The sequence below is a fragment of the Coprococcus eutactus genome (assembly GCF_025149915.1).
Classification (GTDB): Bacteria; Bacillota; Clostridia; order Lachnospirales; family Lachnospiraceae; genus Coprococcus; species Coprococcus eutactus.
Genome location: NZ_CP102278.1, coordinates 2,709,666 through 2,721,951 on the forward strand (window position 1 = coordinate 2,709,666; position 12,286 = coordinate 2,721,951).

Annotated in this window: 10 protein-coding genes; 1 reads left to right on the forward strand and 9 read right to left on the reverse strand. The window is 46.1% G+C overall.

Features of this window, described 5'->3' with window-relative positions; all coding sequences use genetic code 11:
- Nucleotides 1-36: 36 nt before the first annotated feature.
- Nucleotides 37-2,028 carry an NAD(+) synthase gene (locus NQ536_RS12030; protein ID WP_044997851.1) on the reverse strand — a complete coding sequence of 664 codons (1,992 nt, stop codon included), beginning with the start codon at nt 2,026-2,028 and terminating at the stop codon, nt 37-39.
- Nucleotides 2,029-2,207: 179 nt separating this feature from the next.
- On the reverse strand, nt 2,208-3,083 hold the full coding sequence (locus tag NQ536_RS12035) for a phosphoribosylaminoimidazolesuccinocarboxamide synthase (protein WP_004850368.1): 876 nt from the start codon (nt 3,081-3,083) through the stop codon (nt 2,208-2,210).
- Nucleotides 3,084-3,614: 531 nt separating this feature from the next.
- Here NQ536_RS12035 and nrdD point away from each other — a divergent pair.
- A complete protein-coding gene (gene nrdD, locus NQ536_RS12040) occupies nt 3,615-5,810 on the forward strand; it encodes an anaerobic ribonucleoside-triphosphate reductase (protein WP_004850365.1) in 2,196 nt (731 codons plus the stop codon).
- Between the two features lie 101 nt (nt 5,811-5,911).
- On the opposite strand, the gene NQ536_RS12045 is transcribed toward nrdD, so the two are convergent.
- From NQ536_RS12045 to truA, 7 genes are all read right to left on the reverse strand, one after another.
- Nucleotides 5,912-7,357 carry a DUF6034 family protein gene (locus tag NQ536_RS12045; protein WP_155803795.1) on the reverse strand — a complete coding sequence of 482 codons (1,446 nt, stop codon included), beginning with the start codon at nt 7,355-7,357 and terminating at the stop codon, nt 5,912-5,914.
- Between the two features lie 161 nt (nt 7,358-7,518).
- Nucleotides 7,519-8,997, reverse strand: a complete 1,479-nt coding sequence (locus NQ536_RS12050; RefSeq protein ID WP_004850361.1) for a DUF6034 family protein — start codon at nt 8,995-8,997, stop codon at nt 7,519-7,521.
- A gap of 221 nt (nt 8,998-9,218) precedes the next feature.
- The gene (locus NQ536_RS12055; RefSeq protein WP_004850360.1) at nt 9,219-9,491 is read right to left on the reverse strand and encodes a hypothetical protein; all 273 of its coding nucleotides are present in this window, start codon (nt 9,489-9,491) and stop codon (nt 9,219-9,221) included.
- On the reverse strand, nt 9,481-9,948 hold the full coding sequence (locus NQ536_RS12060) for a threonine/serine exporter family protein (RefSeq protein WP_044997850.1): 468 nt from the start codon (nt 9,946-9,948) through the stop codon (nt 9,481-9,483). Before NQ536_RS12060 ends, NQ536_RS12055 begins: the two co-directional genes overlap by 11 nt.
- A gap of 1 nt (nt 9,949) precedes the next feature.
- A complete protein-coding gene (locus NQ536_RS12065) occupies nt 9,950-10,744 on the reverse strand; it encodes a threonine/serine exporter family protein (RefSeq protein ID WP_049937686.1) in 795 nt (264 codons plus the stop codon).
- Nucleotides 10,701-11,348 (reverse strand): DUF6709 family protein, encoded by a 648-nt coding sequence (locus NQ536_RS12070; protein ID WP_004850354.1) that lies wholly within the window; start codon nt 11,346-11,348, stop codon nt 10,701-10,703. Before NQ536_RS12070 ends, NQ536_RS12065 begins: the two co-directional genes overlap by 44 nt.
- Before the next feature lie 76 nt (nt 11,349-11,424).
- Nucleotides 11,425-12,240: a tRNA pseudouridine(38-40) synthase TruA gene (gene truA / locus NQ536_RS12075; protein ID WP_004850352.1), complete on the reverse strand. Its 816-nt coding sequence runs from the start codon at nt 12,238-12,240 to the stop codon at nt 11,425-11,427.
- Between the last annotated feature and the right edge of the window lie 46 nt (nt 12,241-12,286).

A 12,286-nucleotide genomic window follows, 5' to 3' on the forward strand; every position in this document is an offset into this window, starting at 1 on the left:
TATGGCAAAATCCTATAATTCCGCTATAAAATATGTCTACAAAAAATCCTCAAATTCTATCTCAGACGGCAGTCTCAGATCACCTCTCGGGCTGACCGACACGGTTCCGACCTTCACACCGTCCGGCATGCAGTTTCTCTTGAACTGCTGGCGGAAGAATCTCGTGTAGAATACCTTCTGCCATTTGTCGATCTCGCTGTCTGAGAAATTGTACTCGTCACTCTGTCTTACAGCCTCCTTGCACAGCTCATTTACCTCCTCAGGTGACATTCCATATCGCAGTGTATAATATAAGAAGAAATCGTGCAGGATGTATGATCCCACGGTGTCCTCCGTCTTCTGCGCGATGGTTCCGTCCGGGTTCGGTGGAAGCAGCTCCGGGCTGACCGGTGTGTCTATGATATCGTCTATGATCGGCGCGATGCCCGCAAATCCATCAACCTCCATGAAGTGTCCGACTTCGTTCACAAGTGAGCGCACCAGCGTCTTTGGTATACTTGTATTCACCGCATACATGCTCATATGGTCGCCGTTGTAGGTGCACCAGCCAAGTGCCAGCTCCGAGAGATCTCCGGTTCCAACCACGAATCCGCCCTCCTTGTTGGCGACATCCATGAGTATCTGTGTTCTCTCCCTCGCCTGACAGTTCTCATAAGTGACGTCATGCACGCTCTCGTCCTGTCCGATATCGGCAAAATGCTGTCTCACCGATGCAGCTATGCTTATCTCTCTGCTGTCACAGCCGAGCAGTCTCATGAGTTCCGTGGAGTTGTTCTTCGTCCTGTTTGTCGTTCCAAATCCCGGCATGGTGATTCCCACGACAGTTGTGGATGGAAGTCCCGCATTCTTCACCGCCTGTGCCGAAACCAGCAGAGCCAGTGTGGAATCAAGTCCACCTGACACTCCCACGACCACACATTTGCAGTGGGTCGCCTCTATCCTTCTCTGAAGTCCGGCAACCTGCATCTTGAATATCGCCATGCACCTCTCAAGCTTATTTCCCGATGGGACAAATGGTGTCATCTTCACCTTCATGAGCACATTCCCTTTGTCCATGAGTGGGGTATCGCACACCACCGTCTCATACTTTCTGAATGCGAAATCACGCTTACAGTCGGCAAATGACTTGTTTGCTATCCTGTCGTGTCTGATCTTGGTAAGACTTATATCCCTGATCAATACTCCGTCCTCAAATGGCTTTACCTCGCCGAGGAGTTTGCCGTTCTCGTACATCAGATTGTGTCCTGAAAATACCAGATCCGATGTGGACTCGTACATTCCAGCGGACACATACACATATCCGCACAGGCAGTCCGATGACACACTTCCTATCAGCTTGTGCCTGTATGCAGCCTTTCCGATGACCTCATTTGACGCGGAAAGGTTGAGTATGACCTCTGCTCCCGCCATGGCGAGAAGTCTTCCCGGCGAAACCGGAGTCCAGGCATCCTCACATATCTCTATGCCAAGCTTGACTCTCTGGTCTCCGCTGCCCATCTCTATCATCACATTGTTGCCAAACAGCACTTCACTGCCAACACCCCTGCCCCCGGCTTTCTTTGAACCGGCATTGTATTCAAGCTCATCTCCATCATCTTCCGGATCCATGAGATTGACCATCACCGCATCATACTTTCTGGCTGAGAACCATCTCTTCTCGTAGAACTCGCCATAGTTTGGAAGATAAGTCTTCGGCACGATGGCCATGACTCTTCCGCCCTGCAGGAACGCCGCACAGTTGAACAGCTCCCCGTCCACCTCAAATGGCAGACCGACCACCAGTGCCGACTGACCGGTACAAGTCGCCATGGCAAGCTGAAGAAGACCTCTTCTCGCACCATCTATGAGCTTTCTGTTCTCAAACAGATCCGCACAGGTATATCCCGTGATAGACAACTCTGGCGTCACTATGATATCCGCAGCATCCTTATACTCTTCATATATATCCATTATCTCTCTGACATTTCCGCTGACACTTCCGATGTGAACCTTCGGCGTAACGGCTGCCACACGCAGCATATTCTTCATTGTTACCTCCTTGTAAAATCTCACTTGATTTTGCCTTTTCATAACATTTACACTTTACCACCCGGCGCCATTTATTTCAACGAAGTTCACAAAACAAAAACAGCTTCCCCACAAGATAAAAAAGGAGAAACAGCTTAAACGCTATTTCTCCTGAAAATTCGTATAATTCGATATTGTAATTACTTTCCAAGTGGCTTGCCTGTGAGCTTCTCGTAACCCTCAAGATAGATGTCGATGGTCTTCTGTGCGACATCTTCTGGAAGCTTCCAGCCCTTGTCCGGGTTAGCCTTCAGCCAATCACGGGCGAACTGCTTGTCAAATGATGGCTGGCCATGACCTGGCTCATATACATCTGCTGGCCAGAATCTTGAGCTGTCTGGTGTGAGCATCTCATCGCCGAGAACGATGTTGCCGTTCTCATCAAGGCCAAACTCAAACTTTGTATCTGCAATGATGATTCCTCTTGTAAGTGCATACTCTGCACACTTCTTGTAAAGTGTTATAGTATACTCCTTGAGCTTTGAAGCGTACTCCTCGCCCTTTCCTGGGAAGTACTTCTCGAGGTGAGCAATGCTCTGCTCATATGATATATTCTCATCGTGATCGCCAATCTCCGCCTTTGTTGATGGTGTGTAGATAGGCTCAGGAAGCTTATCTGACTCCTTAAGTCCCTCTGGAAGCTTGATTCCACATACTGTGCCATTCTCCTTGTAGCTTGCCCAGCCACTACCTGTGATATATCCACGTACAATACACTCGATTGGAAGCATCTCAAGCTTTCTGCACATCATGCTATTGCCATCAAACTTCTCCTGCTGGAAGAACTCAGGCATATCCTTTACATCAACTGATATCATGTGGTTAGGAAGTATGTCCTGTGTCATGTCAAACCAGAACTTTGACATCTGTGTCAGAACTGTTCCCTTCTTGGAAATTACATTGTCGAGGATGACATCGAAGCAGCTTATACGGTCTGTAGCTACCATGATCAGGCTGTCTCCATTGTCATAAATCTCACGTACCTTACCTTCTTTGATTGGCTTTAATTCCTGCATTTTTTTATCTCCTTGATATTTGTATTATGTCATCAGGCATCGGTCTGACAACCCTCGCACATATAAATGTACGGATTTTGAAAATACCCATTAGAAATTGTATTCATATAAGTGTGTATCACTTTTTATGGTGGCTTGTCAAGACTTTGACTGCCCACAAAATTATTTTATCAAGATTTATCAATGTTTCTGCGCTCCTGCCGGTTCTATTATTCTAAAAGATGTTTTTTCATCTTTACAATGTCATTTGTGATGGCTATAATAACAGAGCACAATATCTAGTGGGTGTTTCACATTATCCCCACCAAATATATTGTGTTTACATTAATTGTCGCAAGCGCAAGCCTGATGACCTACGCATGCATCAGCGTGCTGCATATTTATTTTCTTTACAAATAATTCCATGCGGAATGGGCAGCCGCATCTAGTATATTATTTCAAACCAGACCTTAACGGCCTGATTTCAATTAATTTAATGATTGGATTATTATTATAGAACTTTTATCGAATTGGAAGAGGGAGGCTATTGCTGTGTCAGAAGAAGCAAAAAAACATGTACATGTAATTAAAAGAAATGGAGAAGAGGTTACATTTGATCTGTCAAAGATAGAGAATGCCATCCTTGCAGCCAACAACGAAGTTGACAATCTCCATCAGTTAAATGAATATCAGGTTCACGCCATCGCGGACAATCTGGAGAAGCAGATTGAATCCATGTCCCACGCAGTCCACGTTGAGGATATACAGGATATGGTAGAGACCGGAATCATGGAGATGCGAGGATACGAGGTTGCACAGAAATATGTGCGTTACCGTTATAAGAGAGAGCTTGCACGTAAGTCCAACACCACGGACAACGGAATACTCGCACTCATCGATCATATGAATGAAGAGGTCAATCAGGAGAACTCCAACAAGAACCCTGTGATCAACTCAACCCAGCGTGACTATATGGCCGGTGAGGTTTCCAAGGATCTCACAAAGAGAATGCTGCTGCCGGAGGATATCGTGGAAGCACACGAGGCCGGAATCATACATTTCCACGATTCAGATTACTATGCACAGAAGGAGCATAACTGTGACCTCATCAATCTCGAGGACATGCTGCAGAATGGAACCGTCATCAGCGAGACTATGATCGAGAAGCCACATAGCTTTTTCACCGCCTGCAACGTAACTACCCAGATCGTGGCTCAGGTGGCCAGCAATCAGTACGGCGGACAGACATTTACCCTGTCTCATCTCGCCCCATTTGTGGATGTCAGCAGGAAGAAACTCCGCGCACAGGTCATCGAGGAGCGCACTGAATGCGGTGAATCACTTGACGAGGATATCATCAACAAGATAACAGAAAAAAGGCTTCTGAACGAGGTCAAGAGCGGAATACAGACGATACAGTACCAGCTCATCACACTGATGACTTGTAACGGTCAGGCACCCTTTGTCACAATGTTCATGTATCTGGATGAGGTTCCAGAGGGACAGACAAGGGAAGATCTGGCACTCATCATAGAGGAAGTCCTGAACCAGAGGATCAAGGGTGTCAAGAACGAGAAGGGAATCTGGATCACACCGGCATTTCCAAAGCTTATATACGTGCTTGATGAAGACAACATCACACCCGACTCAAAATACTGGTACCTCACCGAGCTCTCAGCCAAATGTACTGCCAAGCGCATGGTTCCGGATTATATTTCAGCAAAGGTCATGAGAGAGATGAAGGACGGTGACGTATATCCTTGCATGGGATGCAGATCATTTCCAACCAAGGAAGACGGCATAAGAAATCCGGATGGAACTCGCAAATATTATGGCAGATTCAATCAGGGCGTTGTCACCATCAATCTTGTGGATGTAGCGTGCTCAGCCGGCGGTGATATGGACAAATTCTGGGAGATCCTGGAGGAGCGTCTTGAGCTTTGCCACAAGGCTCTGAGGTGCAGACATGAGCGTCTGCTCGGAACCATATCAGATGTCGCTCCTATACTGTGGCAGCACGGCGCACTGGCAAGGCTTAAGAAAGGCGAGAAGATTGACAAACTGCTCTTCGGCGGCTACTCAACTATTTCCCTTGGCTATGCCGGTCTTTGCGAAATGTGTGTCCGTATGATCGGCAAAACACATACATCCGAGGAAGGCAAGAAATTCGCGCTCGCTGTAATGCAGAAGCTCAACGACAAATGCGCCGAGTGGAAAGCCGCAGAGAATATAAGCTACTCTGTATACGGAACTCCAATGGAATCAACCACATACAAGTTCGCCAAGAACCTGCAGAAACGTTTCGGCATAATTCCAGGTGTAACCGACAAAAATTATATAACCAACAGCTATCACGTTCATGTAACCGAGCATATTGACGCTTTCAGCAAACTGAAATTTGAATCTGAATTCCAGAAACTTTCACCGGGCGGTGCCATAAGCTACGTTGAGGTGCCTAACCTTCAGAACAATATTGATGCAGTTCTGGAAGTTATGCGATTCATATATGACAACATTCTCTACGCCGAGCTTAACACCAAGAGCGACTATTGTGAAAAGTGCGGCTACGACGGAGAGATCAAGATAGTTACAGACAACTACGGCAAATTGGTCTGGGAATGTCCTAACTGTGGCAACCGTGACCAGAACACCCTCTTTGTTGCAAGGCGTACCTGCGGATATATCGGAACACAGTTTTGGAATCAGGGACGTACCCAGGAGATCAAGGACAGAGTCCTTCACCTGTAAAATCGGCTATTATAAAAACAACGGGCAGTCAAGTTATGAAAACAACTTACTGCCCGTTATTTAGGAATCCCGGGGACGGAGGTACCTGTCCCCTCCGTCCCTTAGTTATAGTCATCCCACAATTTCATCTGCTTGGCATCCTCTATAAGATCTATATAACTTCCATCTATCGCATTTATGCAGACGATCTGGGAAATCTCTCCCGATATGTCTCCGCCGCGAAGCTCCTCGCTCTCTGTAAATACCCATGCCGGGATATAACACATCTTACCGGATTCGTCCACAGATGACACATATCTGAGTGCCACATTATTGAACTCTATCTTGCCATACCTTGTCTGGTATTTCTCGTAATATGCTGCAATGCTCTCATTTGCCTTAGATATCATGTCGTCCCAGCCCAGTATATCCACGTCCTCATCCTTAAATGATGCCGAATCCGAATAGAGAGTTGAATACATGTATACGACTCCTTCGTCATTTACACTTATATGCGCCATATCATCTATATCGTACATATATCCCTTCTGGGTCTGTAAGTTGTCAACATTATAAAGCTCTCCGTTTCTGATCGGAACACCATTTATTGTGCGGTTTAGTTCCACATAATATCCATCTACCTTTGCCTGCTTTACATCGCCGTTTTCACCTGCCCATACTCTCACAAGCGGCTCCACTTTTGAGTATTCCATGCCGTCTATCCCTACGCTTGAAAGGAAATTCATAGCCTGAGATATGGCATCGCTCTCCGTAATACGGCACTCATTTTCCATGTTCGAGACATCCACATCTGTGACACTGCTCTCTCCGGTGACATATGTATACGTGGCTCCGGCAACTCCATCCAGAAGTGCGTTCTCCTCAGTCTCAGCCAAACTGAATGCCATATACATTCCGGAGTCTACTTTCTCATTGCTGCTGTAGCCTGAAATAGCTACCGTATAATCCTTGTCTCCATGCTTTCCTGTGTATGCTGCATACGGATCATCATAATTTTCAAGCAACGGCAGACTTTCAGGTGCCTCCGCCATCTGGCTCTTGTACGTCTCGATCTGTGCATCATACCATGAATCAGATGTGTCATCGCCCTGACTGGCAGCCTCCTCCTTGAACTTCTTTGTCATCTCTATCATGTTCTTCAGCTCATCTTTGGTGGACACACCCTCCTTTCGCACGTATATCCCCTGGGATCTGTCCAGAAGTCCTTCCACTATGGTCTGTCTCTGCTTGGCATCAAGCTTTGTCGTGGTGTAATACACCTTTTTCAGCTTGTCCGTATCCGGCACATCCACCTTGTCAGCCGTACACCTTATCTCTGAAAGTCCTGATTTTCCCACGTCAAATGTCTCATCGCATTTGTCAGGTATACCAAGTGACTTTGCAAGGCCGCTCCGTCCTCCGTCATCGCTCTCACTGTATCCTCCGGATGTCCCGTCACCGTCCAATGTATAATCCACCTTTTTACTGCCACAGCCTGCAAGCTGAACAGCCATAACTCCAGCCAGCACACATGCTGCTATTCTTACCACTCGTTTACTCTTGCTCATATTATTTTCCTCCTTTTTTGACACCCCAGTACCGGGATTTAAATCATGCTCATTGTGGCTTAACCGCGCCCCAAATTTTTATTATTTATCTGTGATCATTTTTCTGGTGCCTTACATAAGTCACATATATAAGACATTTCACATGATGCAAATACAACAAACTATTTTGAAATTGTTTTTCCAGACTCATAACCACCCCACGTGCCAAGAGCCTTTGCTGTCTCCGCAATGTCAATATATTTGCCGTCTAACGCATTTATGTATACCACCTGTGATATATGCCCATTTGCCATCCCTGCATCTAGAACATCTCCACCTTCTGTCTGTGTAAATACCCACGCTGGCACGTACTGCATGTCTCCGGCAGAATCCACCTCTGGCACATACAACAGCTCCACGTTGTTAAACTCCACTTCAGAATATGCGGTGGGGTATCGCCTGTAATATTCAGCTATGCTCTCATCCGCAGCCGACATCATCTCATCCCAGCTCAAAAGATCAGCCTTCTTTCTGACATATGAATTCGTATCTGTACACAGTCTGGCTCTGGCATAGAACACACCATCATCATCGATAAACACGGTCATCTTATCGCCCTCCTGCATGACATATCCCTTCTCAGTATTCAGATTGTCCACAGCTGTAAGGTCCTTATAGATCACATCTATTCCGCCTATCTGGCAGCCAAATTCGATTGCATATCCGTTCTTTTCCATGTCTACAGTGTCAAATGTGCTGTTCTGCCATCTCCTTATCACAGGTTCACAGCTCTGGCTTGCAAGTCCCGACAGACCAAGCTTTGACAGAAAAACCATCGCCTCACTCTCGGCCGCATTCTCCGTCATGGTACATTTATTCTTCATATCTGCCACATCTGCCCCGACAGAACTCTCAGGAACCGTCTCCACATACACCGAGTCGTCAACTCTGGACAACTCATTCTTCTCCTGATCCCCCGCCGGACTGAACATAATGCTTATTCCACGGGATGTGCTATCGTCATCATTTGCCGATACCCACAAGCTGTATTTCTCTCCATCTGCCTTGCCTGTGTATATCATGTTCGGTCCATAATCAGACACCGGAGTGTATGTATCAGGTGCTTCTTTCTGCCTTGCCTGCATATTCTTGATATCACCGGCGTACATCTCAGCTGTTTCTGCCTGTCCATCTTCCAAAGCCTGCTTCCGATATATCTCAGCCATATCTATGTCACTCTGTATCTCATCCTTCGTCATGTACTCGTCGCCATCATTCCGGCAATATATGCCAGCTGACTTGTCAAATACCCCCTCAACCATCTTCTGTATTTCCTCAGCTTTGATCTTAAGATTGTCATAATCCACGACGTATGCTGCGTCAGTGTCCGGCACCACTATGTTTTCAGTGGATAATCTTATATCTCTCAGCTTTGACTTTCCGGTGTCGAATTCAACGTTACAAGCACCGGGAACACCAAGTCTCACAGACAGGAGAGCTCCGTCATCTCCCTCCTGTATGGAGTCGCCGTATATATATGTTGTCCTCTCCTCCTCGGCAAATGCATCGCCTTTTTTGTCACTGCATCCGCCAAGGCAGACACAGATAAGTGTTCCCAAAACTGCAATGGACACCACTACGGTCTTTGACCTCTTTCTCATATTCCAACGCCCCTTTCAGATCTTCTGTCAAATACACTGCAGTAAACCCACACACTCTGTATGCGTTGTCCCGTTCTTGTATCAATTCTATTGGAAACACGCATTAAGAAACAACCTGCCGATTCCTTAAGACTTTATTAAGGTCTATTATCAAGAGAGCAAAAAGCTCCGTGCAGCAAATCCACTGCACGGAGCTTTTTGTACCTCATATATTCTTGTCACTATATCAATACCAGGAGAAGCACAATTCCAATCAAAGTAAGAATAATACCCGAAAGAAAAGCAACCTTGAACCACTGCTCTTCCCCTGTTATATGTCTAAACGTATCATCCTCTCCCTCAATGAAGCTGAGGGCTGTCAACGTCAGAAGTCCCAGTCCTGTAAACACAACCGCAAGTGCCGGTATCTTTATTGCAGGTATGACCCAGAGAATAAAGTACACCACATCACAGCCTAAAAATATAAATAGCTTTTTCCCATATTTATCTATCATTTTCCTGACTCCTTTTATCTGTTTTTTTAGAAAGCTTCTTGATTATATCATCACACCCACACACTGCACTTATACCAACTGCAATACCGAGAACAAACATCATCGTGTCATTTCCCCAGCTTCTAGCTGCCACCCAGTCGGAATCAAATGCAGAACTTAATGTATAATATAGTGGCGCGCCCGGAAGAAGCGGTATGAGTCCAACGATCAGATATTGATTCGCCGGAGCCTTCATAACCCTGGCTGCCACCTCCGCAAATACCGCCGCCCATAGACTGGCAGCAAGTGACGGTACGAATACATCATCTATGACATTTCGAACAAGAATATATACGATCCATGTGCACATACCATTTATCGCCGCAGGTATCACGTTCCGCTTTCCGAGATTAAACATAAGCGCAAATCCAAGAGACCCAAACAGCGCCGTTACTATCTGTACTATAACCTGCTGCAATCTACACACCTCCCACAACGTACACCGCCAATGCAAATCCACACGCAATCGCCACCGCCCAGAGCAACGACTCCACCAGTCTCAGGCTGCCCGTTATGGTATCGCCAACGAACATATCCTTAACTGCATTTGTGAGGGCAAGTCCCGGAATCAACAGCATGATGTCACCTATCATAACCTTGTCCCCGTGTATCGGGAAAATGTGCCCCGCCACTCCAATGAGAACTCCCGTGACAAATGAACACACAAAATTAAAAAGAATATTATTCGTACACACCGGAGCAAAATACACCTGCATCAGCCATATAGCTAATGCGAAAACCGCTGCAAATACTCCGTCAAGGATATTTCCACCGAAAAATACCGCCAGCGTTCCAGCTGCCAGCACGCTTCCGAGGCAGACTCTGAATCTCGGGGCAGAGCTATGCTCTATGTCCTCAATACAAATCTTCAGCTTGTCCGTATCAATCTTTTTCCTGCAATATTCCCTGCTGAGAGCGTTTATACGCTCCAGTTTCCAGAAATCTGTCTTTGTTCCATCCCTGGTGCCTCTGGTCATGGAGCACACCGTTCCATCCGGCATGTTCATAGTGCACACGAGTGTTGAGGTTATGGCAAACACATCCATGCGCTCTGCGCCATATGCCTTTCCCATTCTTCGAAGGGTATCCTCCACTCTCTTAACTTCGGAACCATTTCTGATCATCATAGCGCCAATGTCCATGAACAATCTGAGCGTATTCACATCTTCATTATCGCACTGGCACCTGCTCAAAGTACTGATGTCTTCTCTCATCTACTATTCTCTCCAGTTCCTGTGGATTTTTGTTATATAGGCTATTCACTTCATCATTATATCCCAATATTATGTACGGAACCATCTTTTCTATGTATGCAATGACATCATCGCACATCTTCTCATTCTTCATCGTCAGGGCCATTCCACTTCCGTCATTCAGCTTCACTTCAATCTGATATGACTTTCCGGCCTTAATTCCGTAAAATCTGTTCTGGGTAACAATCTTAAATACCCACATCAGTTCCCTTGTCTCTGCAAAGTTTACTGTGTCACCCTTTATATACAGAAAGAACTCATTGTTAAGTCTGAGTCCACATACAGAAGCTCCCGCCTTGTAGAACTGCTCAATACGCTCCATCTCATATTCCGGGTGTGGCTTTTTCTTACAATAGTCCAGAACATCTCTTATATTGCTCTGTCTGACTGCAAGTGATATGAACCATACTGCAAATCCCCAGAAAAGTGCTGCTCCCAGTCCAATCCACACCTGTCCTTCATCTATGCCCATCGCGACTCCAAATATAACCGCACCTATCACGCCAAATATAACCGCACCTATACTGCAGCTTATCCTGTATCTTACTCCAAGCTTCTTTATCATCTGTATGACCCCTTTTACCCTTTATTCAAATATTTATATTTCTCCCAGCCTATGCTTTAACAGCCCTGTTGCCGTCTCAATCATACTCAACCTTAAGCAGACATAGTCCATGTGGCGGAGCCGTAGGCCCGGCAAGCTGCCTGTCCATCCCCACTATGATCTCCGGCATATGCTCCGCATCCATATGTCCATATCCTATCTCCACCAGAGTTCCAGTGAGTATCCTCACCATATTTTGCAGGAATCCATTTCCATGAAATCTCATGCGGACATAGTCTCCCTCCTTGACTATCTCCACATCATATATGGTTCTCACCGTTGACTTCTTCATTTTATTGTTGCCACAGAAAGATCTGAAATCATGCTTTCCGACAAGATACGATGCAGCCTTTTTCATCGCATCCACATCAAGCACACTTCCCTGAGGTACACACCACACATAATTTCTGTCAAACACAGGTTTCTCTAATCCTACATACAGTGTATATTCGTAGATTTTGCCGGTCGCATTCAGCCTTGCGTGAAACCTGTCTCCAGCCACAGTAACATCAAGCGCACATATATCTGCAGGCAGATATCTGTTCAGATAATCCTTTATCTCATCCGGTGTCCTATTGGTATTCAGCCTTCCGCTTGCGACCATGGCTCTGGCATGCACTCCCGCATCAGTCCTACCTGCGCCATGGATATCCACCTTTGCTGGTGTCTTCGTATCCCGGATATCTGCGGACATATTCTCCCTACATACATCCGCTGTCTTACCGTTATCTCCATCCACCATTTTCGACAACACCGCCTCTATACGGCCTTCAACCGTATCTGCATTTGTCTTGCTCTCCCAGCCATGATAGCGGGTGCCATCGTAGCTGAAAGTAAATCTGTAATTTGTCAAATGTATATCCTCTCTAGGGACGCTTCTTTTGTCACAAGGAGTGTCC

Coding starts and splice junctions, on each gene's coding strand:
- NQ536_RS12030 (WP_044997851.1), bottom strand. CDS start 2,028: ATGAAGAATATGCTGCGTGTGGCAGCCGTTACGCCGAAGGTTCACATC.
- NQ536_RS12035 (WP_004850368.1), bottom strand. CDS start 3,083: ATGCAGGAATTAAAGCCAATCAAAGAAGGTAAGGTACGTGAGATTTAT.
- NQ536_RS12045 (WP_155803795.1), bottom strand. CDS start 7,357: ATGAGCAAGAGTAAACGAGTGGTAAGAATAGCAGCATGTGTGCTGGCT.
- NQ536_RS12050 (WP_004850361.1), bottom strand. CDS start 8,997: ATGAGAAAGAGGTCAAAGACCGTAGTGGTGTCCATTGCAGTTTTGGGA.
- NQ536_RS12055 (WP_004850360.1), bottom strand. CDS start 9,491: ATGATAGATAAATATGGGAAAAAGCTATTTATATTTTTAGGCTGTGAT.
- NQ536_RS12065 (WP_049937686.1), bottom strand. CDS start 10,744: ATGAGAGAAGACATCAGTACTTTGAGCAGGTGCCAGTGCGATAATGAA.
- NQ536_RS12070 (WP_004850354.1), bottom strand. CDS start 11,348: ATGATAAAGAAGCTTGGAGTAAGATACAGGATAAGCTGCAGTATAGGT.